27 protein-coding genes, 2 tRNA genes and 1 pseudogene are annotated in these 25,596 nt (G+C 34.4%); 15 read left to right on the top strand and 15 right to left on the bottom strand.

The window, feature by feature from the left end; genetic code table 11:
* Nucleotides 1–2: 2 nt before the first annotated feature.
* Both RSTT_RS05850 and folD read right to left on the bottom strand, forming a co-directional pair.
* The gene (locus RSTT_RS05850; protein WP_149029993.1) at nucleotides 3–185 is read right to left on the bottom strand and encodes a hypothetical protein; all 183 of its coding nucleotides are present in this window, start codon (nucleotides 183–185) and stop codon (nucleotides 3–5) included.
* 217 nt (nucleotides 186–402) lie between these two features.
* Nucleotides 403–1,293 carry a bifunctional methylenetetrahydrofolate dehydrogenase/methenyltetrahydrofolate cyclohydrolase FolD gene (folD, locus tag RSTT_RS00235; protein WP_231941954.1) on the bottom strand — a complete coding sequence of 297 codons (891 nt, stop codon included), beginning with the start codon at nucleotides 1,291–1,293 and terminating at the stop codon, nucleotides 403–405.
* A gap of 161 nt (nucleotides 1,294–1,454) precedes the next feature.
* On the opposite strand from folD, the gene RSTT_RS00230 reads away from it, so the two are divergent.
* The 15 genes and pseudogenes from RSTT_RS00230 to RSTT_RS07215 all read left to right on the top strand — a co-directional run bounded on the left by RSTT_RS00230 (nucleotide 1,455) and on the right by RSTT_RS07215 (nucleotide 14,504).
* Nucleotides 1,455–1,546, top strand: a tRNA-Ser gene (locus tag RSTT_RS00230).
* A gap of 180 nt (nucleotides 1,547–1,726) precedes the next feature.
* Entirely contained in the window at nucleotides 1,727–1,981 is a 255-nt protein-coding gene (gene rpsP / locus RSTT_RS00225) for a 30S ribosomal protein S16 (RefSeq protein ID WP_096525251.1), read from the top strand.
* A 35-nt stretch (nucleotides 1,982–2,016) separates the two neighbouring features.
* Nucleotides 2,017–2,247 carry a KH domain-containing protein gene (locus RSTT_RS00220; protein WP_015423033.1) on the top strand — a complete coding sequence of 77 codons (231 nt, stop codon included), beginning with the start codon at nucleotides 2,017–2,019 and terminating at the stop codon, nucleotides 2,245–2,247.
* 4 nt (nucleotides 2,248–2,251) lie between these two features.
* A complete protein-coding gene (locus RSTT_RS00215) occupies nucleotides 2,252–2,563 on the top strand; it encodes a ribosome maturation factor RimM (RefSeq protein WP_015423032.1) in 312 nt (103 codons plus the stop codon).
* Entirely contained in the window at nucleotides 2,553–3,254 is a 702-nt protein-coding gene (trmD, locus tag RSTT_RS00210) for a tRNA (guanosine(37)-N1)-methyltransferase TrmD (protein WP_096525250.1), read from the top strand. Before RSTT_RS00215 ends, trmD begins: the two co-directional genes overlap by 11 nt.
* A 145-nt stretch (nucleotides 3,255–3,399) precedes the next feature.
* Complete coding sequence (gene rplS / locus RSTT_RS00205) at nucleotides 3,400–3,798, top strand: 50S ribosomal protein L19 (RefSeq protein WP_096525249.1); 399 nt, start codon at nucleotides 3,400–3,402, stop codon at nucleotides 3,796–3,798.
* Between the two features lie 489 nt (nucleotides 3,799–4,287).
* Entirely contained in the window at nucleotides 4,288–4,920 is a 633-nt protein-coding gene (gene rnhB, locus RSTT_RS00200) for a ribonuclease HII (RefSeq protein ID WP_015423029.1), read from the top strand.
* A 104-nt stretch (nucleotides 4,921–5,024) separates the two neighbouring features.
* A complete protein-coding gene (locus RSTT_RS06890; RefSeq protein WP_096525992.1) occupies nucleotides 5,025–5,252 on the top strand; it encodes a YraN family protein in 228 nt (75 codons plus the stop codon).
* Nucleotides 5,253–5,896: 644 nt separating this feature from the next.
* The gene (locus tag RSTT_RS00190) at nucleotides 5,897–6,136 is read left to right on the top strand and encodes a hypothetical protein (RefSeq protein WP_096525248.1); all 240 of its coding nucleotides are present in this window, start codon (nucleotides 5,897–5,899) and stop codon (nucleotides 6,134–6,136) included.
* 83 nt (nucleotides 6,137–6,219) lie between these two features.
* Nucleotides 6,220–6,561, top strand: coding sequence for a hypothetical protein (locus RSTT_RS00185; protein ID WP_096525247.1), 342 nt, complete (start codon nucleotides 6,220–6,222; stop codon nucleotides 6,559–6,561).
* Nucleotides 6,562–6,793: 232 nt separating this feature from the next.
* Nucleotides 6,794–6,931, top strand: coding sequence for a hypothetical protein (locus tag RSTT_RS06005; protein ID WP_158302754.1), 138 nt, complete (start codon nucleotides 6,794–6,796; stop codon nucleotides 6,929–6,931).
* Nucleotides 6,932–7,540: 609 nt separating this feature from the next.
* Nucleotides 7,541–8,071 (top strand): hypothetical protein, encoded by a 531-nt coding sequence (locus RSTT_RS06345; RefSeq protein WP_096525245.1) that lies wholly within the window; start codon nucleotides 7,541–7,543, stop codon nucleotides 8,069–8,071.
* On the top strand, nucleotides 8,068–9,441 hold the full coding sequence (locus RSTT_RS00170) for a site-specific DNA-methyltransferase (protein ID WP_096525244.1): 1,374 nt from the start codon (nucleotides 8,068–8,070) through the stop codon (nucleotides 9,439–9,441). Before RSTT_RS06345 ends, RSTT_RS00170 begins: the two co-directional genes overlap by 4 nt.
* A gap of 36 nt (nucleotides 9,442–9,477) precedes the next feature.
* Nucleotides 9,478–11,814 (top strand): AAA family ATPase, encoded by a 2,337-nt coding sequence (locus tag RSTT_RS00165; RefSeq protein WP_096525243.1) that lies wholly within the window; start codon nucleotides 9,478–9,480, stop codon nucleotides 11,812–11,814.
* 14 nt (nucleotides 11,815–11,828) lie between these two features.
* A pseudogene (locus RSTT_RS07215) lies at nucleotides 11,829–14,504 on the top strand (restriction endonuclease).
* A gap of 109 nt (nucleotides 14,505–14,613) precedes the next feature.
* Here RSTT_RS07215 and RSTT_RS00155 read toward each other — a convergent pair.
* The 13 genes from RSTT_RS00155 to def all read right to left on the bottom strand — a co-directional run bounded on the left by RSTT_RS00155 (nucleotide 14,614) and on the right by def (nucleotide 24,905).
* Nucleotides 14,614–14,703: transfer RNA gene (locus tag RSTT_RS00155), tRNA-Ser, on the bottom strand.
* Nucleotides 14,704–14,858: 155 nt separating this feature from the next.
* Nucleotides 14,859–15,230, bottom strand: coding sequence for a hypothetical protein (locus tag RSTT_RS00150; protein ID WP_096525242.1), 372 nt, complete (start codon nucleotides 15,228–15,230; stop codon nucleotides 14,859–14,861).
* Nucleotides 15,231–15,235: 5 nt separating this feature from the next.
* Nucleotides 15,236–15,793: a Panacea domain-containing protein gene (locus RSTT_RS00145; RefSeq protein WP_096525241.1), complete on the bottom strand. Its 558-nt coding sequence runs from the start codon at nucleotides 15,791–15,793 to the stop codon at nucleotides 15,236–15,238.
* A 92-nt stretch (nucleotides 15,794–15,885) separates the two neighbouring features.
* On the bottom strand, nucleotides 15,886–17,157 hold the full coding sequence (rho, locus tag RSTT_RS00140; RefSeq protein WP_095558968.1) for a transcription termination factor Rho: 1,272 nt from the start codon (nucleotides 17,155–17,157) through the stop codon (nucleotides 15,886–15,888).
* A gap of 186 nt (nucleotides 17,158–17,343) precedes the next feature.
* Nucleotides 17,344–17,943: a dephospho-CoA kinase gene (gene coaE, locus RSTT_RS00135; protein WP_096525240.1), complete on the bottom strand. Its 600-nt coding sequence runs from the start codon at nucleotides 17,941–17,943 to the stop codon at nucleotides 17,344–17,346.
* Nucleotides 17,940–20,666: a DNA polymerase I gene (polA, locus tag RSTT_RS00130; protein WP_096525239.1), complete on the bottom strand. Its 2,727-nt coding sequence runs from the start codon at nucleotides 20,664–20,666 to the stop codon at nucleotides 17,940–17,942. Before polA ends, coaE begins: the two co-directional genes overlap by 4 nt.
* Nucleotides 20,663–21,568, bottom strand: coding sequence for a thioredoxin-disulfide reductase (trxB, locus tag RSTT_RS00125; protein ID WP_096525991.1), 906 nt, complete (start codon nucleotides 21,566–21,568; stop codon nucleotides 20,663–20,665). The genes polA and trxB overlap by 4 nt, the downstream gene beginning before the upstream one ends.
* Before the next feature lie 644 nt (nucleotides 21,569–22,212).
* Nucleotides 22,213–22,425: a hypothetical protein gene (locus RSTT_RS00115; protein WP_096525237.1), complete on the bottom strand. Its 213-nt coding sequence runs from the start codon at nucleotides 22,423–22,425 to the stop codon at nucleotides 22,213–22,215.
* Entirely contained in the window at nucleotides 22,403–22,660 is a 258-nt protein-coding gene (locus RSTT_RS00110; protein WP_096525236.1) for a hypothetical protein, read from the bottom strand. The genes RSTT_RS00115 and RSTT_RS00110 overlap by 23 nt, the downstream gene beginning before the upstream one ends.
* Nucleotides 22,632–22,937, bottom strand: coding sequence for a Panacea domain-containing protein (locus RSTT_RS00105; RefSeq protein ID WP_095558631.1), 306 nt, complete (start codon nucleotides 22,935–22,937; stop codon nucleotides 22,632–22,634). The genes RSTT_RS00110 and RSTT_RS00105 overlap by 29 nt, the downstream gene beginning before the upstream one ends.
* 1 nt (nucleotide 22,938) lies before the next feature.
* Nucleotides 22,939–23,313, bottom strand: coding sequence for a thioredoxin (gene trxA / locus RSTT_RS00100; protein WP_501037343.1), 375 nt, complete (start codon nucleotides 23,311–23,313; stop codon nucleotides 22,939–22,941).
* A gap of 150 nt (nucleotides 23,314–23,463) precedes the next feature.
* A complete protein-coding gene (fmt, locus tag RSTT_RS00095) occupies nucleotides 23,464–24,402 on the bottom strand; it encodes a methionyl-tRNA formyltransferase (protein WP_231941953.1) in 939 nt (312 codons plus the stop codon).
* Complete coding sequence (gene def, locus RSTT_RS00090; RefSeq protein ID WP_015423021.1) at nucleotides 24,399–24,905, bottom strand: peptide deformylase; 507 nt, start codon at nucleotides 24,903–24,905, stop codon at nucleotides 24,399–24,401. Before def ends, fmt begins: the two co-directional genes overlap by 4 nt.
* Between the last annotated feature and the right edge of the window lie 691 nt (nucleotides 24,906–25,596).

Raw genomic sequence — 25,596 nt, 5'->3', positions numbered from 1 at the left:
CATTAAAAAAACTGTCTTATACAATTTATTATTAACGGCAGCGGATGCGGTCCTAAAATGTTCTGAAGCAGGCGCGTAATAAAATAAATTCCAAACATTATAAAAGCGGACTCAATTTTTTTAAAACCTATTTCTCCAAACATCATAGAGCGGAATATTTTTATGCGACTTACTTTAAACGCCATAAAAAAAATACATAAGACCCGTTAAAATGGGAAGAAAAAAGTTATTATAAAATCAAAGTCCATTTTATCTCCATAATGTTGCAGTTTTCAGTTGTTAGTTGTTAATTTATTATTTTTGAGATGAGACAGGCGTTTACAAAAAAACAGGATACGTTTTTTTTCTGTTTTCTGCAATTATTTTGCCTTTATTATAAATAGTTTTTTGTTACAGAATCTCTTATGGCATCCTGTTAGACAAATATCTTTTTCTATTATTAAACGCTTTCAGCGTATTTTCTAAAAGCATTGTTATAGTCATCGGACCCACGCCGCCTGGAACGGGAGTTATTTTTATATCCATATCTTTAACCGCATCAAAATCAACGTCACCGCATAATCCTTCAGCCGTTCTGTTTATACCAACATCAATAACCACAGCTCCTGTTTTTATAAAATCCTTGTTTACAAATTTAGATTTGCCTACAGCCGCAACAACAATATCTGCAGACTTGCATATTTCTTTCAGATTCCTTGTTTTTGAATGCGCCATTACAACCGTTGCATTGTTTGCCAGCAAAAGCATAGAAAGAGGTTTTCCTACAAGATTTGACCTTCCTATGACAACAGCCGTTTTACCTTCAATTATAATGCCTGATTTATGTAAAATATGCAAAACACCAAGAGGTGTACAGGAAACTAGAATATTTTTTTCAATTATCTCATTCCAGCTTTTTGACAAATTGAGAAGCCCTGCATTAAAAGGATGAAGTCCGTCGACATCCTTCAAAGGACTTACTGCATTAAGGCACTCTTGGGCATCTTTATTTTGCGGAAGAGGCAACTGAAGTAGAATCCCGTCAATCTCAGAATTTTCATTTAATTTCTTTATTAAAGCGATAATCTCTTCCTTTGATGAGTTTGCATCAAGGTTATGATGAAAAGATTTTATCCCTGCATCCTCGCATGCTTTAATTTTTGATTTGATATACACCCTGCTTGCAGGATCTCCGCCTACCAGAACTGTCGCCAAACCCGGAATTTTCTCAGTTTGTTGCTTAATTTTAGCAACTTCTTCTTTAATTTCGGCTCTTTTATCGCTTGAAATTTTTTTACCGTCAATTAACTTCACTTTTACCTCAATATAAATTGGAGTATTTTCAGCAAATATGTCCTTACGCCATTGAGTTAGGATTATATAAACTAATATATGAAAAAGCAACGCTAACGACATAAAACGTTGCAAAGAATAATGTTTATTTAGTACACTTTTTCTTAAAGTGTGGATGGTGTGGAGGGGTCGCATAGCAGGTCTAGTGCGCTGGTTTGCTAAACCGGTGTACGGATGAAAATCCGTACCGAGAGTTCGAATCTCTCCCCCTCCGCTCTAATTTTTTCTGGGATGCGCTAACAACAATTTGAATATACTCTAAATTATTTTATACATTAATTTTGAGGTAAAGTCTTAAAAGCATATTTGACAAAACTGAATACATTTATATATAATTTTTTAGATATTCCAGTTTTCGAGTGGATTACGATGTTAAGCGCTATGGAGGTAGCAAATGGCAGTCCGACTACGTTTGCAAAGAAGGGGCAAACCCAAAAGGCCTTATTACAGAGTTGTAGCGATTGATCAAAGAGCAAAAAGAGACGGAGAGCCTATTGAAATTCTTGGTCAGTATGACCCTATCGCAGAAGATAATAAATTTAAAGTTAATATAGAAAGAATAAATTATTGGTTAGGTGTCGGAGCAAAAGCTTCGGAAACTGTAGCTGCATTGATAAAAAAGAACCGAACAGTTGAAATTAAACAATAGTTTAGTTTTAAGTTACACAAATTACGGGGGGACTTATGAAAGACCTAGTGCTTTTTATTGCGAAAGCTTTAGTTGATAATCCGGATCAAGTAGAAGTAAGAGAAGTTACTGGCGAGAAAGCAACTGTTTTAGAATTAAAAGTTGCCGAGGGGGACAGAGGTAAAATTATTGGCAAAGAAGGCAGAATTATAAAAGCAATAAGAGTTATTATAAATTCAGCTTCTGCTAAACTCGATAAGAGAGCAACCGTTGAAGTTGTAGAGTAATAAAATGGATTCTAAAAAGAGAGATTTGAAATGGAAAGTTTCCGATATTCTAGGTTTTGAAGTTTTTAACCAGAATGGAAAGCGACTGGGTATTCTTTCTGATATTATATTAACAGGTAGCAACGATGTCTGGGTTGTAAAATACTACAACGAAGAAGTCTTGATTCCTGCACTAAAAAATATAGTAAAAGAAGTAAACGTTATAAGGAAAAAGATTTTTGTCATCTTGCCTAAAGAGTACGAATATATTTACAGTCAAGTAAAATTGGCAGACGATGTTCTTGAATACAACGGCTATTTTGTATATGAAGATTGATATTCTTACAATATTTCCGGGAATGTTCAAAGGACCTCTTACAGAAAGTCTGATAGGTAAAGCAATAGAAAAAGAGATTCTCAAGATTAATATAATCGATATAAGATCTTTCTCCAAAGACAAACATAAAAAAGTTGACGACAAGTCTTTCGGCGGCGGTTGTGGTATGGTTATGAAACTAGAGCCGCTCTATGATGCCATAAAGAGCACGGGTGTTAAAAAAAAGAATAGCACTTACAAGAATCCTTATACAAAGCCTTATGTCATCTATATGTCTCCGCAGGGCAGAATTCTTAGTGACAGCATTGTAAAAAATCTTGCAAAATTTAAACAGCTGGTTATTATATGCGGTCATTATGAAGGTGTTGATGAACGTACTATGAATTATGTTGACGAAGAAATATCTATAGGCGATTATATTCTTACCGGCGGCGAGATTCCCGCTATGGTTTTAATTGACAGCACCGCAAGAATGCTTACCGGCGTCGTCAAAGAAAAAAGTTCCGTAAAAAACGACTCATTTTATAACAACTTATTGGACTATCCGCATTATACAAGGCCTGCGGTATTCAAAGGTTATAAAATTCCCGAAGTTCTCTTGTCGGGAGATCATAAAAAAATCAGCGAGTGGCGCGTAGAGGAATCATACAAAAGAACAAAAGAGCGCCGTCCGGATTTATTAAAGAAATAGAGTAAAAAGTTGAATGAATCTAGGTCGGCGATAAAAAGACAAATGACAGTGTTTATTTGCACGGATAAATTCAGTTTTGCAGTTATCTGCTGTCTCTAACTCAAATTCAGCTCTTACTTTATTCCGTATTATAAGGAGCAGTAAAATGTCGTTATCGTTATTAGCGCAAGTACAGATAGCACAGAAAAGAGATCTAGGAGTCAGTTTTAAATCGGGCGATCAGATAAAAGTACACTTTAAAATAGTTGAAGGCGGAAATGAAAGAATACAGATTTTTGAGGGTATAGTTATACGCATTAAAGGCAGCGGACTTTCAAAAACTTTCACGGTTAGAAAGATTTCTTTCGGAATAGGGGTTGAAAGAATTTTTCCTATTCACTCTCCACGTATTGATAAAATTGAAGTTGTAAGACGCGGAAAAGTACGCAGAGCAAAACTTTATTATCTGAGAAATCTTTCAGGTAAAGCTGCAAGAATCTCTGAATATTCTTCAAGAAGAAATCTCAAAAAAGAAACAGTAAACCAAGTTCCCGCGGCAAATTAAGAAACTATTTTTTAGCTCATCACTCGGAGACAAATATTTTTTCCGCTCATCCAGCTTGAGAAAGATGGATATATTTTTTTTCTGTTTTTTAAAGCTGTTAAACTGTCGCTTACACTTATGTATTTTCAAAATACACTTTTAGAGATACGAGGAGAGAGCTTAACTATTCTCGATAGTACGAGAGGATAATTGAATTTGCCAGTATTATTAACTGCTTTTCAATAATCCATTTTCTTCAACATTCCACTTCTACACCATAAATAATACAAAAAACATTAACGTCAATTATATGATAGAGATAATTTCAGCGGGATATTAGATACGTTGACTAAACGCCGAGTTTATTCGCAGACAGCTTGAGTTGCAACACAAATTTGAGTTTTACATACCTCTTAACGCCGCGGACTAATGTCTTGAAGGAGAAATTCGAGATGAAAAGGATAAACTGCCGTTATTTAAAAACTTTGACTTATCGGTTGTGGTGAGAGTATGTTTTCAAATATATTCTCTTTTGACAGAAATTTTTATAACAAGGGCTTTTATCCGGTTGCAGGTATTGATGAAGCCGGACGAGGTCCTTTAGCAGGTCCAGTGGTAGCGGCTGTTGTTATACTTCCCAAAGATTCAGCGATCCCCTATTTAAACGATTCCAAACAATTATCAGAAAAAAAAAGAGAAATCCTTTTTGAAATAATAAAAGAAACAGCACTGGATTATGCAGTTGAACTCGTCAACAATGAAATTATTGACGAAATAAATATTTTACAGGCAACGTTTCTTGCAATGTCGCGTGCCGTATTAAAATTAAAAACACAGCCTGATTTATACCTCATAGACGGAAACCGCAAGGTTCACGGACTATCTTTTAATCAGGAAACTATTGTAGGCGGCGATGCAAAAAGTGCATGCATTGCCGCAGCTTCAATACTTGCCAAAGTCTCCAGAGATAAAATGATGCTTGAATATGCAAAACAGTATCCTGTTTATGAGTTTGAAAAACACAAAGGATACGGAACAAAAAAACATATAGAAGCTTTAAAAAAACACGGAATCTGCCCTATTCACAGATTAACATTTTCCCCTGTAAACGATATTATTTCCCAAACTAAATTAAATATTTAAAGTTTTAAGTTTTTTATTCCGAACGGATAACAGTTGCGGATATAAAATGAAAAATATCAGAGACATCGGTTTTGAAAAAGAGAAAGCAGTCGTTAACCATCTGAATAATTTTAACGACAAATTTCAGAACAAATTTTGGCGAAATAGACATAATAGCAAAACATAACGATACGATAGTTTTTATAGAAGCAAAATACAGAAAATCTTCTTACAGCGGAACGCCTCAGGAAGCGGTAACCGCAAAAAAACAGCAAAAAATTATAAACTCCGCTTTATCCTGCTTGAAAATTTATATTATTTATAAAAATTTTTATATTTTTGTCATTATGTGAACAAACTTAATATGAATGCAGAGAAAAACTAAACTAATATTATTAAGCAAGCGTAGAGAACTTAAAAAGGGTAATAAAACCGATATATAAAGAGATTTGAAAATAATCTAAACAACAAAACAATGAAGTGTTCAAGACAAAGGATACCAGTTGAAGTCTTTTACTGCCAAGACAAAAAGTACATAGCCAAACCATCTATTTAATTTATCCTCTTTTTTAACAAATTATATTCAATCATTTGACATTATAATAAAAATAATTTATCCTACAAGAAGCTTCCCAGCATGAGAGATAAAATGGCTGAGATTAAAAATATTATAGCTTTAGCCGGATATGTTAAACAAAAATATCGTGATGCCAAAAGAGAGAAATTTCTTCTTTAAAACTACAAAAGTCATTATATTTTTTGTTTGCATATTGGGACGGATTTATAATAAAAAATAAAAACGTTAAGGCTTTTAATGTCAAATTTAGAAACAGGAGAATAAAAATGAAAATAAGAAAGGCAATGATTGTCATTTTTAGTGTCGTACTCGAACGCCTTTTCCCCATATTCTGTAAGCATGAGAAAAGCCAAAGCTTAACCAGTGTAGAACTGGTCAATAGCGCTGCAACTACACACACAACCATCCCAAGGAGGAAAAATGAAAAAAGTAGTTTCTTTAATGTTATTAGCTTTAACATTTTCGGCGTGCAGTCAGCCGCAGACTGCCCTTAACAAAAAGATCTTTAGGTCGATGGAGGTAGCGTATGAAAAAATTGAAGAACAATTTAAAGTGGCATCTCCGAATTGGAGTATTATAACCGAGTATCTAGATTACCTATCAACTGCTGCCACTCTTAAAAACAAAATCAACAGCGGTTCAAAACAAAAAAAACAATAAAGACGGGCAGTAGCTGCCACGCGTACAACGTTATAATTGAGAGTTTGACAAAAAAAGTCCTTTTAAGAAACAGGAGAATAAAAATGAAAATAAGAAAAGCAGTATCAAAAGCAGTATCAGTTGTACTTATGTTGTTATTTTTAGTGTCGTACTCGAACGCCTTAGGCATAGACTTATGTGACTTATGTAAGCGTCAGAAGGCCAAACTTAACCAGTGTAAAACTGATCTGGCTACAACAAAGACAAACTGTGATAAAAGCTTGGGAGACCAAACGGCAAAAACCACAGAATGCCGCGAGAGTTTATCCTTTTCTGAGGGCTTGAATGAGGGCTTGAATAAGGGCTTGCAAATAGGTATGGGAATAGGTGGTGCAGCAGTAGTAGTAGTAGCAATAGGGAGTACGTGCCTTTTGATGACGCGATAGATCTTGGTATAAAAGGCAGTAGTAGTAGTAGCAATAGGGAGTACGTGCCTTATCTTTCATAATTAAAATATTGCAATAACGGCAGTTTTTTTAGAAGTAGAAAGACTTTTCAACAGTGCCGAAGCACTACACACACAACCCAACATAAAATATATCAGACAGATACACACAATTTAGATGTTCATGTTGTAAAGCGATTTTGCGGATCCATAGCGTATAATAATTGCACAGTATGAAGCGCTTTATTATGGAAACAGCGAAAGAGTCGTTAATGATGTTGATGCTCTGCAGTAAATCAAAAAGCTATAGGGTTGCTGGCGGGACAAACCTAGACGACTGTCCCGTTTTTGAAGTTAAAGATAAGACATAAATAATAAATAAGTTTTTGAATGAAGAGCGGGAGAGTGCAAGCGGGTTTAGAGCGCGTCTGGCTTATTTTCATGTAAGAATATATGTTAAAGTAAGAAGTGATTTTGTATTTTATATATATCTTATTGACATTTATCATCTTGCGTGGACAGACAAAGAGAACGATGAGACAACACTCCACAATAAACATAAAACAAAAAAATTTGTTTATCAAATTTAAAAGAAATTAAGCAACAACCACAAAAATAATTTCTTTTATCTAACTAAAACCCGGATGCGGTTTTTCTTTCAATAAAAAAACAATAGTAAAATAAATAACGACATATATTTGCTTTCAGCTGTGAAATAGATTCCTGCTTTCGCAGGAATAACAAATAAAAAATTTCATCAGCCGCTGCTGTGTATCATAGTTTGTTGTCGCAATCTTTATCTGCCACTCTGAAAAGGCATAGTCTTTGAAGAATCCAGAAAAAAAATAACAGCTTCACAGGGCGGGCAAAATGACAACTTTAACCTAATTAGTTATAATTACAATAATAAAAATTAAAATAAAATAATAGGAACAATACATTTTTTATAAGTAAATAAAGCCAATAAAACCGGAGTTCTTATGCAGAATTTCTCTAAAGAATCAATTAATATTGCAGAAGAAAAATTAACAAAGTTTAAGCAGTTGTTCCCGGAAGTTTTCAGCGAAGGCAAAGTTGATTTTGAACGTCTTAAATTAATTCTCGGCGAAAGCGCATCAATTTCCAACGAAAGATATGTTTTGAACTGGGCAGACAAAAGCGAAGCCTTTACCACCATACAAACCCCTACGACAAAAACTCTGTATCCGGCGCCGGAAGGATCCGTCGAATTCAATTCTTCAGGAAACGTGTTTATAGAAGGAGAAAATCTGGAAGTATTAAAAATTCTCCAAAAGCCGTATTTCGGTAAAATTAAAATGATTTATATAGACCCGCCGTACAACACCGGCAACGACAATTTTATATATCCTGACAAATTTTCAGAAACCAAATCAGAATATCTCAAAAAAATTAAAGAAAAAGACGAAAAAGGATACCTGCTTAAAGAAGGACTATTTCACAAAAACTCCAAAGAAAATGGACAGTTCCACAGCAACTGTAGCTTAATATGATGTATCCCAGATTATTTTTAGCCAAAAACCTTCTTAAAGACGACGGCGTAATTTTTATATCTATAGACGATAATGAAGTTCACAATTTAAGACTTTTGATGAACGAGATTTTCGGGGAAGAGAATTTTATAGCAAATTTAATTTGGGAAAGTAAATATACCGTATCAAATGATGCAAAATATATTTCCTATCAGCATGAGAATATTCTGTTCTTTTGCAAAAACAAAGAAGAGTTTTCTATTGGAAAATTAGACAGAACAGATGAACAAAATCAAAGTTACAAAAACAGAGATAATGATATTAAAGGAGCATGGAAAGCAACCCCATTGCATGCTAAAAGCGGCACTGAAAATTCAAAGTATTCTATTGTATTTGATAATGGAATAGAATGGAAATGCCCTTCCGGTCGTTATCCAAGATATTCGAAAGATACCTTGATAAACTTATATAAAAATGGAGAATTATATTTCAATTCTAATGGAGGAGTGGATAAAAAAACATATCTTTCTAAAGTTGAACCAAAAGGCGTAGTATCTGGAAGTATATTGAGGTATCAAGCTGTCGGTCATACACATGGCAATAATGAGGAAATAGCTTCTTTACTAGGAAAAGGAATTTTTGATAATCCAAAAGGAGTTTCATTGTTATTAAGGTTATTGAAATTGGGTAATGCATCAAATCAAGATATCATTTTAGACTTTTTTGCCGGATCCGGCACAACAGCGCAGGCTGTTATGGAATTAAATAAACAAGACGGCGGAAACAGGAAATTTATATGCGTTCAACTGCCTGAAAAAACAGAAGAAAAATCCGAAGCGTTTAAAGCCGGATATAAAACAATAGCTGAAATATCTAAAGAACGCATAAGAAGAGCCGCTAAAAAAATTGAAGCCGAAGCGAAAAGAGAATATCCTATACTGTCGTCCCTCTCCAGCGAAAGACAAGGGAAGGAATGTCCGGATTTAGGCTTTAAAGTGTATAAATTGAAAGAATCCAGCTTTAAAATCTGGCGCAGCGATATGGTTTCCGATGAAGAGGAACTGAAAGCCGGCATTGACCTGTTTGAAAATCCCTTGAAAGACGGCGCTAAAGAAGAAAATGTGCTTTTAGAACTTCTTTTAAAATGCGGATATGATCTCAATGTCAAAGCTGAAATTATAGAAGCAGATAATTCTAAAATTTATGCCGTAAATGACAACGAACTTATAGTTTGTTTAGAAAAAGTATCGGATAAAATAATTTCAAAAATATTAGAATTAAAACCTGCAAAATGTCTTATGCTGGACAGCTTGTTTGACGGTCGGGACAGCTTTAAAACAAACACTGTATTGCAGCTGCAAGATGCAGAAATTGATTTAGTTGTAATTTAAAATTTGTAAAAACATTTGCTTTAAAGACAGGCAATAATGACAAACTTTATAAACAGCGTCAATAAATTGAAAAACTTCGGATCTTTTAGAGATTTCTCAAAAGGTACTTCTTTGCCAGAATTCAAGCAAGCGAATTTATTTTACGGCTGTAATGCGAGCGGAAAAACAACACTTACCAGAGTATTTTCCTGTCTTAATAACGGCAGATTTGTTACGCCGGAACTTGAAGGATGCGAATTAGAGATTTCAGTTAATGATAAAGCCATTAACATTAAAAATTTCAGCGATTCGCATATAAAAAATAAGATACGAGTTTTCAATTCCGATTTTATTGAAGATAATCTGCAGTTAAAAGAAGGGCAGGCAAAAAAACTATACGCTGTTATCGGAAAAGAAAACATTGACATTAAAAATGATATTACAAAACTTGAAGAAGAACGAAAAGCTCTCAAAAATGACAAAGACGAATTGAATGTCTCTGTAGAACTATCGCAAGTAAAAAAGCAACTGGATAACCATTACACAACTATCGCTAGCGAAATTAAAGGCACATTAAATCTGAAACAGAATGATTATAAAAAAAACCATTTTGAAAGCGATTATAAAAACTACAAATCTTCATCTCCTTCTCCAGATAAAATTACAGATGACGAAAAGAGACAAGCTGTTTACATCTTTACATCCCCCCAAAAATCAAAAATAGACCAACCATATATTGAAATACTTAAAAATATAGAAGAAGTCGTCTTATCGACAAATGATTTCAATAATTCTATTGAATTACTTAAAAATCCAATCAAAAGAAAAACAGCCGAATTGAAAGAAAAAGTCATAAAATGGATAGAGGAAGGTTCTTGTATTCATCAAGAAGACCATTCGAAATGTCTGTTCTGCGGACAAAAAATATCTGACTTCTATTGGGATACAAGGGCAAATGAGATAAAGGAAATAATTAAAAAAGACGATGATTTATTAAAATGGGAAAAAGAATTTGAAGAAAATAAAAATAAAATAAATGCTTTTTCTGAAAAGATTAATTCATACCCAATATATCATAAATTAAAGAATACTGACTTTTTTACTGAAGAACTCTTTAAGGCATATCAAACAAATATAGAAGCAACTGGCAAACAATTTAATGATTTTAAAGAATATTTTCAAACTCTAAAACAAAAAATAAAAGAAAAATCTGAACATAAAGACAGAGAAATTTATTTTGACAATGTAGATAATTTTATAGATGTGATAAACGAATTAAAACAAGCCATAACTAATACAATCAAATCCATAGAACAAAATAATGAATATGTAAGTAAAAGCAATTCATTGAAAAGTGAAAGCAGGAAAAAAGTTATTTATTATTATATTCAAACGAAGTATAAAGATTTAACAAAACTAGAAGCTGATATAAAAGTGAAAACAGAAAATGAGTTGCAAGATACTCAAAAGGTTAAAAATATAGACAAAGAAATAAAAGATAAAAAAACTTTGCTTAGTAACCTACCACAAGTCATTGAAAAAATCAATGTATTTCTTAAAAATTTTTTAGATACCGGCCTTGTTTTAGAACTTGAAAATGACAGTTATTTCTTTAAGAGAGAAATCAATGGACAGCACAAACCTGCTAAAAATTTAAGCGATGGCGAGAAGAGTCTTATTGCTTTCCTGTATTTTATTGCGTCTTTGGAATCTTCAACCAAAAATGAGAAAAAAAATGAGATTATAGTTATTGACGACCCGGTCTCAAGTTTTGACAGTCATAACTTATTCAATATTCAAGAACTATTAACTAGTTCAGTAATAGATTACGGACAGATATTTTTCTTAACGCATAATTTTTATTTCTTTGCCAAAATAAGAGAGGCTTTGAAAGCTAAATTTAAATCTCAAATTAAAAACAACGCGGAACCTCAAACTCCTGTAGAGATATTTGAAATTGAAAACAGAAAAGATTCTGGTTCAATGCTAAAACCTGCCAATAAGTATATAAAAACCCATATCTCTGAGTATATGAGTCTGATTGAAAAGTTAAACGGTATATACAATAGAAAAGATGATGAAAAAGATTTGTCGACCGGCAACTTGATAAGAAGAGTTTTAGAAGTTTTTTTATCTTTTAAAGTTCCAAATAAAAGAAATTTGTATATTAATTTTCAGTCAATTGCAGGAAATGACAATAAGTATCCAGGGCTACTTAATATGGCAAATGCATTTTCCCATACAACAGAAATTTCATCAGTAACAGATGCAAATGATTTTAGTTATACAGCCGGCAGACAAGAAATTAGAGAATTATTTGAATTCATGAAAGACAACGATGAAAAACATTTTAACGGTTTAGGAATTAAACTTCAAGACAAAGCCGCAAATTAAAAGAGATTGTAAATATGAAACTACATTTTGACGCCGGACAACCGCACCAACAGGAGGCTGTAAAAGCCGTAACGGAAATATTTAAAGGACAGTCCGTAAACAACGGAGATTTTGAGGTATCTTTCGGAGGGCAGGACGGTTTAAATCTGCTTGTAAAAGGCGTTAAGAATAATATTGTTTTATCGGAAGAACAAATTTTAAAAAATATACGGGAGATACAGAAAAACAATAATCTGCCTGTTTCTTCAAAACTGGAAGGCTTAAACTTTACTGTTGAAATGGAAACGGGAACAGGAAAAACTTATGTTTATCTGCGGACAATTTATGAACTCAATAAACAATACGGTTTTAAAAAATTCGTAATAGTGGTGCCGAGCATTGCCATAAAAGAGGGCGTCGTTAAAAATTTAGAAATAACATACGAACACTTTCAGGGATTATACGGAAATACGCCTGCAGACTTTCAGGTCTATGATTCCTCAAAAGTGTCCGCTGTACGCGGGTTTGCCGACAGCAATAATATACAAATACTGGTTATAAACATAGATTCTTTTGCAAAAGATGAAAATATTGTAAACCGCCCCAATGACAAACTGACCGGCAAACAGCCTATAGAATTTATACAAAACGTAAATCCGATAGTTATAGTTGACGAGCCGCAAAACATGGAAACGGATATAAGAAAAAGAGCCGTCGAAAGACTGAATCCCGCCTGTACTTTAAGGTATTCTGCCACGCACAGAAACCTTTATAATCTGGTTTACAGTTTAAACCCTGTCAAAGCATTTGAGCTTGGACTTGTAAAACAGATAGAAGTAGATTCGGTAACAACAGAGCATAACCATAATAATGCGTTTATAGAGCTTTTGAGATTTAAACAAAACAAAAACAGCATCAGGGGGCAGAAGTGAAAATAGAGCGTGAAACCGCAGCGGGAATTAAGCCTAAAACTGTAAGTATAGGTATAGATGCAGATGAAAAATATAACTTGTTTAAACTGTCCGGAAAAAGAGAAATCTACAGAAACGGGTTTATACCAATAGAGATGAATATTGCTGAAAAATTCGTTGAGTTTGAAAACGGAAGAAGGATATATTCGTCGGGACAAAACAACAGCCGGATACAAGATGAAATAACGAAAACCCAAATAGAAAGAACTATTATGGAACATCTGCAGAAAGAAAAATCCTTTAAAACTCAAAAAATTAAAGTTCTTTCGCTGTTCTTTATAGACAGAGTGGCAAATTACAGATCTTATGATGAAAACGGGAATATTATTAAAGGTAAAATATTTAAATGGTTTGAATACATTTACAATCAAACGGTTTCCAATCCGGATTACAGAGGAATCATACCGTTTGAACTTAAAGATATTCACAACGGGTATTTTTCACAGAACAAAAAAGGACATTTAACGGATTCCTCTGAAAGCAGAGAAACAAAAGCCGATATGGATACTTACCGGTTAATCATGAAAGATAAAGAAAAGCTTTTAGACATAAATAACCCTTTGAGATTTATATTCAGCCATTCTGCTTTAAGGGAAGGCTGGGATAATCCTAATGGTATTCCAAATATGCACGCTTAATGAATCTCACTCCGAAATGAAAAAAAGACAAGAAATAGGACGCGGACTGCGGCTTGCCGTAAACGCCGAAGGGAAAAGAATTTATGATAACAACATTAACAAGCTCACGTTTATCTCTAACGAAGCTTATGTCGATTTTGTAAAAAGTCTTCAAAAAGAAATTGAAAAAGACTGCGGAGTTGACTTCAGCGAAAAGATAAAAAATAAAAGAAACAGAAAAAAAGTAACTTTAAAAAAGGGATTTGAACTTGATGCAAAATTTAAAGAGCTTTGGGACAAGATTAAACACAAAACCGCATACAGAGTAAATTATGAGACTGAAAAACTTGTATCTGAAGCGGGCAAAGACTTAAAAGAGATTGAAGACGAAATAAAAGCTCCCATAATAAGAACCGTTAAATCTGATATTAACCTAACGGAGGAAAGGGTTTCAGCAGCTATGAAAGGCATTGCCTCCAAAAGCGTACAGTGCAGTTTTGAAATACCCAATATTATTGATTATATCCAAAACAAGCTCAATGCAAAACTGACAAGAAAGACCATAGTTGAAATAGTAACATGTTCAGGCAGAACTGCAGATATTTTGAAAAACCCGCAGATGTTTTTAGACCTTGCCGTTAACAAAATAAACAGCGTTATAAATAAGCTTATGACAGACGGTATTAAATATGAAAAAATAGCAGGACGGGAATGGCAGATGCAGCTTTTCAAAGATAACGAAATAGAAACATATATTGAAAATCTCTATGCTGTTAAAAACCAAAGTAAAACAATAACAGACAGCATTGTTATTAATTCTTTATCCGATCCGGAAAAACAATTTGCCGAAGACTGCGACAGCAATGATAATATAGACTTCTTTATCAAACTGCCGTACTGGTTTAAAATAATGACTCCGCTGGGAAATTATAATCCCGACTGGGCATTGATATACAAAAATGATAAAAGAATATATTTCGTAGCCGAAACTAAATCTAAATTAAATTTGGATAAACTTAGAACAGAGGAAAAACTTAAAATAAAATGCGGTAAAGCGCATTTTAAAGCATTTACGGATGTCCGCTTTAAGACTGTTAAAAACATTGAAGATCTGATTTCTTAAGGAAAAAAACCAGTCAATAATATAATAAAATAATAAAATCAATGAAGCGAAAACGCAGCTTTAAGACTTGTTATTAAAGTAAACATCTAATGACAAAAATGGAATCGTCTGGCGGAGAGAGAGGGATTTGAACCCCCGATAGAGTTTCCCCTATAATAGTTTTCAAGACTATCGCCTTAAACCGCTCGGCCATCTCTCCTATCAGCATTTATTGTTTACATAATAATATGATGTGCCGCTTTTAAAGTTCTCTTGGAACACGCCGCATTATATTGATGAGGCATAATTTTACAATATTATTGTGTTTTATTCAATAATTACAGTCATTTTTTGTTTAAGAATTTTTTAAGAAGCTTAAAAATATTCAAAATATTTTTTTAGTTTTTGGGGAAGGAAATTACTCTTTTTTGCGCCTTCCTGAATTTTTCTCAAGATTTCGTCAGTTAATTTTGCGGTGTTTTTATAACAGTGCCTTAAAATTTTTGTCATAATCTTTTCGACAGATACTCCAAGGGCTTTTTGATAAGCAACAAATGATTCATGTTTTATTCCCGGGTGGTCACCGCAATCTAAAACACAGGAAATGTCCGCTCTTTCACGATTATACAACGTTGTCATGTTTACTGTCAGCACATTACCATAAACATCGGGGTCAGATATCACAAAACGCAAGTGATTTTTTTCACTTTCATCATCGCACCAGAAAGTTATCCCCTTAAATCCCATAAAAATCAGCCTTTCAAATCATTTTTACACTTTTCGTACGCATTTTCACTTGAGATTATCTCTTTTATCTCTCGTTCATCTCTGTCTAAAACCGAAAGTATTTTTTCTTTTTCAATTTTTAAGGAAGAATTTCTTATCTTATCCTCAACCTCTTTCCATTCGGGAAATTTATGAACAACCTCGTTAACCAAATAATCCCAAGGTTTAAAATGATACTTCTTATCAACTTCGTCCAGTATTTCTTTTTCTGCTTCACTCAATTCGTCATAAGAACAATTCTCTATATGTTTGGAACGCAAATCATAGTTGTCTCTATAAAAATAACTATCCCACTTAAGTTGAGATAATTTATCCGCATTTCCGCGGATAAAATCATAAAGCCCGCTGAGTACCATTCCCTGCTTCATCGCAGCATAATTATCTTCAGAAATTGTAAAATTCCATCTGTCTAAACACTCTCTGTCGGCAATATAGAGCAGCTTTAACAGTTTGGTATAATTTAGACTGAAATCATACTTTTGTAAAACGTAATTTACTATCTGAATGGTTTTTTCTAAATTCATTGTAATGCTCCTCTTTTCCGTGCTTTATTCAATAACTTAATATTGTAAACATAATTACACAAGTTTTATCTAGTCCGCAGGATTCCAAGCCGTTATAACCTTTCCATACTGGAAAGTTCCATCTGTTTTAGGAAATCTTTATTAGATTTTGAGTTGAGTAATCTTTTGCTTAACTCTTCCATAACTTCTATGGAATTCATTGAGTTCATCCATTTTCTCAATATCCACATTTTGTTTTTTTCATCTTCGCTTAGAAGGAGTTCTTCTTTTCTCGTGCCTGAACGCAAAAGATCTATCGAGGGAAATATTCTTCTGTCGGCAAGTTTCCTGTCAAGATAAATCTCGCAGTTACCGGTTCCTTTAAACTCCTCAAATATGACATCGTCCATTCTGCTTCCTGTTTCAACAAGAGCAGTGCCTATAATAGTAAGACTGCCGCCTTCTTCAATATTTCTTGCAGCTCCAAAAAATCTTTTAGGTCTCTGCAGAGCATTTGAATCGAGACCGCCGGAAAGAATTCTTCCGCTTGACGGCATTGCCGTATTGTAAGCTCTTGCAAGCCTTGTAATGGAATCCAAAAGAACAACTACGTGTTTTCCGTTTTCAACTATTCGTTTGGCTTTTTCTATAACCATTTCGGCAACCTGTATGTGCCTGTCTGACGGCTCGTCAAAAGTTGAGGATATGACTTCGCCTTTAACTGAACGCTGCATATCCGTAACTTCTTCCGGTCTTTCATCTATCAACAGAACCATAAGAACAATATCGGGATTATTTTTAGTTACTGCATTAGCTATTTTTTGCAGAAGAACGGTTTTGCCCGTTCTCGGAGCAGCATTAATCAAAACTCTCTGTCCCTTCCCTATAGGAACAAGCATATCTATAATTCTCATCGATATTTCTTCTTTTTTTGTTTCAAGAACCATTTTTTCGTCAGGATAAAGCGGCGTTAAATTATCAAAAAGATCGCGGTCTCTTATATTTTCAAGATTTTCCTGTCCGTTGATTGACCTTACCTGAAGAAGCGCAAAATAGCGTTCCTGCTGCGACTGAGGGGGACGAACATAACCCGCAACCGTATCGCCTTTTCTTAAGGCAAATTTCTTTATTTGTGAAGGAGATATGTATATATCGTCCGGACCCGGCAGATAATTGTAATCCGGAGAACGCAAAAAGCCAAAACCGTCAGGCAGAATTTCTAAAACCCCTTCATCGTAAACCGATTTGTTTTCTTTTGTCTGCGCCTCAAAAATTTTTGCTATTAACTCTTGTTTTCTTAAACCTGCAACAGAATCAACTTTAAAACTCTTTGCAATTTCTATAAGCTCTGCCATTGTCCGTTTTGACAAAACCGACACATCCATAGAAGATTTGCCCCTTTCCATTAGCCCCTCCAGAGTTTTTAACGCTCTTTTGATTTTTCGATTGCTTTATTATAAAGAAATTTCACATAGATATTTTTACTTTATTGCACTGACTGTTTGACTTGTTATTTCATTCTGATTATTATTTTTGATTTGAAAAACATTTACAATTAGACGAAAAGAATTTTATATTATTTTTACTTCGGATGTCAACAATTTATATAAGTCCTTTACTCTTTTTTTCAAATTTTCTTTAGATCCGGAATTATCTATTACAAAGTCGGCAAGTTCAACTTTTTTTTCCATCGGCATCTGGGAACTAATTCTCCTTTTTGCCTGATCAGCATTTAGTTTATCGCGCAGCACTAGCCGTTCTACCTGAATATTATACGAAACCCGAACAACTGCGCTTTTATCACATATTCTGTCTAACCCGACCTCAAAAAGAAGCGGTGCGTCAATTACTATATTGCTCCTCATTATATTTTGCGAAATTATTTCATTTATACGCGAAATTATATGAGAGTGAATAATTTTTTCAATCCTGAGTTTTGCTTTCTCATCTGAAAAAATTATATCGGCAAGTTTTTTTCTGTTTAGATCTCCGCTGGAAAGCAAAATACTGCCTCCAAAACTTTTCGACAGTTCGTCTAAAGCCGGCATGCCTTTGGCGGTCAGTTCGTGCGCTATTGCGTCGGCATCTATAGCACAGGCGCCGAGCGATTCAAAATATTTAGCGCTTTCACTTTTTCCAGCAGCAATCCCGCCCGTCAAACCTATTATCATATTTTTTTCATTTCTCCCCAGTTCCTGCCTGCTTTAATATCGACAACTATAGGAATACTTAAATGTAACGGATTTTCCATTTTATTTTTTATAATTGAAATCATATTTTCAGATTCTCCGTCAGGAACTTCAAAAAGCAGATCGTCGTGTACTTGCAGAAGCATTAAAGATTTATAACCTTTGAGTTTTATTTCATTATATACGCTTATCATAGCAATTTTTATGATGTCTGCAGAGCTCCCCTGCACCGGAGTGTTTAAAGCCATCCTCTCACCTGCTTTCCTCACTTGAGCGTTTGTCGAACGCAATTCGGGAATATATCTTATTCTTCCGGTAATCGTACGCACATATCCGTCTTCTGAAGCCTGCTTGACAATCTGTTCCATCCAAAATTTTACTTTGTCGTATCTTTCAAAATATCCGTCGATATATTCTTTTGCTTTCCCAAATGGAATATTTAACTGTTTTGAAAGCCCGAAAGGCGACATACCGTAAATTATGCCGAAATTTATAGACTTTGCAGCGCTTCTTAAACTGTCAGTCAGCGGATATCCTTCCGGTATGTTAAAAATTTCCCTTGCCGTTGCGCTGTGTATGTCCGTGCCGGCTTTAAAAGCTTCAATAAATTTTGTGTCCTGCGAAATATGAGCTAAAACTCTTAAATCAATCTGCGAGTAGTCCGCAGATATAAAAATCTTATTTCTTTCCGGCACAAATGCTTTCCTAAACTCCTTTCCGTAGGCAGATTTTACAGGAATATTCTGCAGGTTAGGTTCTGTTGACGACAATCTTCCCGTAGTTGTCACAGCCTGATTGAAAATAGTATGAATTCTGCTGCCGTAATAAACGCAGTAATCTGTTAAAGGATCTATATAAGTGCTTTTTAGTTTTTGGAGTTCTCTGTATTTTAATATTTCGGCTGGGAATTCGTGAGAAGACAATTCAACCAACACTTCCTCATCGGTGGAATAACCGGTTTTAGTTTTTTTAATTACAGGCAGATTAAGCTTTTCAAACATTACGGAAGAAAGCTGTTTTTGAGAATTAATATTGAATTCTATGCCTGCAATCTTGTATATATTATTTTCAATTATTTTGAGTTCGTAAACAATTTTTTCGTTGAAGTTGCGCAGAAAAGGCAAGTCAACTTTTATGCCTGAGATTTCCATTTCGGAAAGAATTTCAACCAAAGACATTTCCGTATCAAAGAAAAGAAGCGAAAGTTTTTTCTCTTTTATCTGAAAATCAAATATTTTATATATAGCGAAAACCGCCGCAGAAATTGAATTTGCATATTTTGCGCCGGCTTCTATTGAAGAATTCGCAAACGAAGATTTTTTTGCTCCTTTCCATGCATAACTTCCGACACCAGCCGTAAAATCTAAATACTCTTTCGATATATCGGTTATACAGTGTGACTTTGCGGGATTTAAACAATACGACGCCAGCATTATGTCAAAATATATATTATTCAGTCCGACTCCGGACATACTGTAAATATTTCTTTCCTGTTTCAGGTCGTGTCCTATTTTCTTTATTTTATCCGAAAAAAATAACGGGGCGAAAATATCTTTGAAGTCCTCAAAAATTACCTGCCGTGCGGTTAAATCATTATGCCCGATTGGAAAATAAAAAGCTTTGTTTTCAACGCACAATGATATGCCTACAATCCGCGTCTTTAAAGAGTCGAGTGTGGATCTTACGGTTTTTAATGCAAAAATTCCCGCTTGCTCTATTTTCTCTGCAACTTCAGCTGCCCTTTCTTGAGAATTTACTACTTCAAAAACCGGTTTGTCTGTCACAAAGCTACCGGATCCGGCTTCTTCATTGCGATGAGTTTCATTCAAAATAACAGGGAATTGAAGTTCATGCTCCTTAACGGAGTACTTAGCCAACAGACTTTTAAACTCGTATTTTTCAAAGAAAGAAACGGCTTTCCCAGCATCTATATCTTTACTTTCAAACTCTCCAAGTTTATAGTCCAAAGGGACCCGTCTGTTCAGTTCTATTAATTTCCTGCTAAGCAACGCCTGCTCTTTACCATGACTGAGCAGTTTTCCCATATTTCCTTTTACGGAATCCGCATTTTGCAAAACATTTTCTAGATTCCCGAATTTCTCTATGAGCTTTACCGCAGTTTTCTCGCCGATGCCTTTTATACCGGGAATATTGTCGGAGGCATCTCCCATTAAAGCAAAAATATCGGACAGCTGTTTAGGCGCAACACCGTATTTTTCTTCAACTTTCTTCGTATCGTACATAATGTCTTTAGAATAGTTCCAGATTAAAACGGTTTCATCTTCAGCCAGCTGTAAAATATCTTTATCGCCAGTTACGATAACAGTCTGTACCCCACTTCCTTTATTGTTCCCGGTTACCGTGGCGATTAAATCGTCGGCTTCATAACCCTTTATTTCTATTCCCACAACGTTTAAAGCTTTTACGGCTTCTCTTGCTATCGGCATCTGGCTTATAAGTGCTTTGTCAAGAGGTTTTCTGTTTGCTTTATAATCTTTAAAAATTTCATGCCTGAAATTTTTTGACGGATAATCAAAACAAACTGCCATATAGTCCGGCTTAAAACTATTTTTGATTTTAAGCAGAAGCTTTACAAAACCGTAAACTGCGTTGACCTGACGGTTATTTGAAGTAGAAAGCGGTGGCAAAGCATGATACGCTCTGTGGATATACGCATTTCCGTCTATAATAAAAAATTTTTTCATAGATTTTCTATGCAGCGTTGCGCACTTACAGCTGCCTGAGCACCGTCTGATGCAGCTGTCACAACTTGTCTCAGCTGTTTTTTCCTTATATCGCCGCAGGCAAAAATACCGGTAGAGGAAGTATTCATATCTTCATCCGTTATAATATATCCCGTTTTATCAAGTGCAACACCCGAAAGAAATAAAGTATTTGGAATCAACCCTGTAAAAACAAAAATGCCGTCGATTATCAAATCTTTACTTTCATTTGTCTTTACATTTGTTATCGTTACTTTCTCGACAGAATCACTACCGAAAATTTCTTTCGGCACAGAATCGTATATTACTGAAATATTTGGATGCAATTTCATTCTTTCCTGCAGAATTTTCGCAGCTCTTAACTTGTCTCTTCTATGGACAACAGTTACGTTTTTTGCAAATTTTGATATGTAAGCAGCTTCCTCGATTGCAGAATCACCTCCGCCGACAACTAATACGTTTTTATCTCTATAAAAAGGAGCGTCGCATACAGCACAGAAAGACACGCCCCTGCCCATAAACTCTGACTCGCCGGGTATATTCATTTTTTTTGCATACGTCCCCGCGGCAATAATAACAGTCTTAGTTTCATAAGCGGAATTTGTGGTAATCACCTTTTTCGACAGTCCCTGTTCAATAGCGCCGACTTCATCATAAATTATTTCCGCGCCGAAATCTCTTGCCTGTTTCTCAAGTTTTACGGCAAGCTCAAAACCATTAATTCCTCCGTTAAAACCCGGATAGTTTTCAAGCAAATCAGTTGTTGTCATCTGTCCACCGCAACCTGTTTTTTCTATAATAAGCGTTTTTAATCTCGCTCTTGAAGCGTAAATTGCCGCCGACAGTCCTGCAGGTCCGCCTCCAATAATAATAACATCGTATATCACATAATACCCCTTTTTATTATTGATTGGATAAAATATTATAATACGGAATTACACCTCGTTAATAAAATAGATGGAGAAACTGTTTATCATGAAAACTGCCTGGCTTATCTTTATCCATTTTTTAACTTTAAAATGAAACCGATTGCTTCATATCATAAGTCTATATTTTAAATAATTTCACAAGCAAGCAAGAATAGATTTCTCATTTAATTTTAGTGTGTTGGAGATAGGCATTTACAATGATGCAAATGAAAGCTATAAAAAATTATGTATTCTGAATATTTGATATACAGTACTTTTTATGACCATTATATAATCCCTGCAAATCCTCTTTCCCAATTTTTTTGTTCGTAGCAGGCCAACCCATACCCATGTGATACAAGTCAATCAAACATATATAAAAGCAATTGTCTATTTCTTTTAAAAAAATTCTCAAGGGGAGTCGTTTATCTTTTTTATATCTACATTTTCGTATTTTTGGTATGTTTCTGTCCTTACATTTTCCATAATGCTTTGAACAATTTGAATAACATTTTCTATTTCTATACCTTGACATTATACAGCATAAGCGTTTTAATTTGTATATATTGCTTCCCTTTGTATCTTCTATATAAAATATATCCAAAATACTTATACCTTTTTTAAAATATTATATTCTTTGCATTCATTACTGGATAAATAATTTGTAAAAGATAAATCCTTAAAATTCTTGACTTTAAAGATTTCAAAGCAATAATTTTAGCTGTCTTATCTTTGGGGAAATATGTAGACTCTTTTAAAATTAAGGATTCTTCTCTATCTAATTTTGATGGATCATCTGAAGTAAATACTTTAAATTTTGGATACGTATTCATCGATTATTTCTTCAAGAAGCATTTCAGTCTTATGATGCTTTTCCTGTTTGTCGAAATACTTTTTCCAAACTCTGTCAGAATGTGCTATATCAACCAGTCTAAAATCACTAATTTTAAACAATTGAAATAATAAATCGTTTACAAATTCTTTTACAAAATTTTCCTTAATAAATTGGGGATTGTAGTATTTATCAATATCTTGTTCTTTATAAACAATAGGAAGTACAGGGGTCATACATCCATGCTTCTATTTTTGAGTAATACAAATACTCTGAATAATCACTATAATAGCTGGATTCTTCATTATTATTACATTTCGCAGGTACTGTCTGTTGAATCTGTTTACTTTTTCTTATGAATCCTCCCCAATACGCAAATAAGAAATATAACGATTTTTGAAGTTTTAAAGGCGATATCGTATTCTTCTTTAAATCTAGACATTCATGTTTAATATACGCAGCTAAAGGCATAACATTTTCAATAACAGGTATTACTTCTTTTGAGTAACTCATTCTATTCATCCCCTACCATAAGTGCACTGTCAATAATCTTTTTTATATCGTTTTTAGATCTGAATCCAACTGTTTTATGTAGCGTTTTACCGTTTTTAAACAAAATCAGGCACGGAATTGAAACAATCTGAAATTTTGCTGATAAAGACATATTTTCATCTGTATTTACTTTACCTACTTTTACACTGTCTTCATATTCAGCGGCAAGTTCTTCAATAATCGGGGAAAGCATTTTACAAGGATTGCACCAAGGCGCCCAAAAATCAACCAACACCGGTTTATCTGACGATAATACTTCCTGTGCAAAATTGTTTTTATTGATTTCGACTGCCATAGCAAAATCCTCCTTATTTGATTTGTTTAACTGCGAAACAATTCGTGCTGTGAAAAAATTAGACCGCCGCTCCTGCCGGCATCATACCGAATGCCGAACCGGGCAACAAATTAAGGTTTTAGTCGTTGAGTACTGGCAGGTTTATAGGATTAAGCGTCAATTTTTACAACTATTTCATTATATCATAATAATTTAAAAACGGTCGCCCGCAGAAATCTGCCTGCCTTGAATAAAATCCCATGCGGACACGACAGGTTTATTTTCAGACTGCATTTTTACAACCAAAATACTGCCGACGGCGCATGATACCGTAAACCCCCTGTTTTTTTCTGCCGAGTACACAATTCCGGAATCTTTATTTATCGAATCGCTGTCAAATACTTCTATCTCCCTAAATTTGATTCTTTTACCCACGAGTTTGCCCTGCGAAATTGTTGAGTATATTCCCGGCCAAAGATATAAGCCTCTAAACTGGTTATATATTTCGCCCGCTCTCTTATTCCAGTTGACTAAACCGTCTATCTTTTTAAGGGGCGGGGCAAAGCTCGGATCACCTGTTTGAGATGCTGCATCGCATTTTCCACATCTAAAAAGTTCGAGAGTTTTATTCATAACGTCTATACCCAAAAGAATAAGCTTATTTAATAGAGTTTCCGCATTATCTTTTATACTTATATTAAGTTTTTCCTGAATTATTATGCCGCCGGTATCAAGTCCTTCTTCAATATAGAAAGAAGATATGCCCGTTTCTGTTTCTCCTCTGCATAAAGCATGCTGAACAGGAGCCGCCCCTTTATATTTGGGAAGAAGTGAAAAATGTATATTAAAAGTTTTGTATTTTGGAATGTCAAAAACAACTTTCGGAATGAGCTTGCCGTAAGCTACAGCAACACCTGTATCCGCGGCGAAATTCTTTATTGTTTCAATAACATCAAGTGTAAATTTTTCAGGCTGGATGAAACTGATATTGTTTTTTACGGCATAAACCTTTACTGCGGGATAAATAAGTTTTTGACCTCTCAAAGCAGGTTTATCCGGCATTGTTACGACAAAAATTTCATGGCATTTTTTATGCAATTCTTTAAGATAAGTTTCTGAAATGAAAGCTGTGCCAAAAAATAATATCCTCACCAATCGCCTGCTTTTTTCTTCCTTTTTATTTTTTTTTCAATAGACTCTCTTTTCCAGTCCGGGAGGTAATCTATAAAAAGTTTTGCATCTAAATGGTCTATTTCATGCTGTAGGGCTTTAGCAAGAAAATTCTGCGCTTTTATTTCTTGTCTATTGCCGTTTAAGTCAGTGTATCCGGCAATAATATTCTCAAAACGATTTACATTTCCGTAAAAACCCGGGAAAGACAGACATCCTTCCTCAGCGGTTATTTTGTTTTCGCCTGAAATAATCTCAGGATTTATCATAACAATGGGAGATTTTTTATTTGGATCCACGTCAATAACACAAAACCTGAGTAAAATGCCCACTTGCGGAGCAGCAAGACCTACTCCCGAAGCGGAATACATTGTTTCAAGCATATCGGAAGCGAGTTCTTTTATGATTTCGTTAATTTCTGAAACCGCTTCTGCTCTTTTTCTTAAAGCAGGATCGCCATATTTTTTTATTTTGAGTTTTGCCATAATAAAAAGTTATTTTATCATTTTATGCCGGATAGTTTCAACAAATGGATTGGTCATAAAACCTCAAAAATCACATTGCGGTTAGTCCTCTCTTCCAATCTTGCAGCTCGTAAAACATAAACTCTTATGTTAGCATTCCTCCGTTTCCCTTTCATCCTAAAAAGCGGTCATAAAACTAAATTCTTTTCACCTTTTTGTCTTGCCTGCCCGTGCGTTTTCTTTTTTTTCCTCAAAAAGGCGGAATAAAAAACAGGATATTACTAGACAATGTCCTGTCAAAACAATCTCTATCGTTGAAATGTAATCATAATATATTGAAAAAGGTTCATTGACATTTAAAGTTGCTTTCAATTGTTTAAAACGTAAGTTTCTACTCTACTCGTAAAGACAAGCAAAAATAACCGACAGCTTATTTAAAAGACCGGGTCGATACTTCGTTCTTTTTGTAAATAGAATGTCCATATTGAATTTACTCGTTTTATCCACGCATGAACTTGCTTAGTATTGGTATTGTTAAAAATAAAGCTGTTGAGCTATTGAAATCTGACAACTGAAAAACCATCATCAATTTTAAAATGCCGTATATTTATCTGATTAATATATAAACCTAATTAAAAATTTACCTTTAAAGTCGTTATCATTCTGAGAAAGCAGAGCCTTTGAAAAATCCTAAGAAGAAAATAGACAAGAT

Source organism: Candidatus Endomicrobiellum trichonymphae (assembly GCF_002355835.1).
GTDB classification, from domain to species: Bacteria; Elusimicrobiota; Endomicrobiia; order Endomicrobiales; family Endomicrobiaceae; genus Endomicrobiellum; species Endomicrobiellum trichonymphae.
Note: the sequence above shows the minus strand (reverse complement) of the source record. Positions and strands in the feature narration are given on the sequence as shown.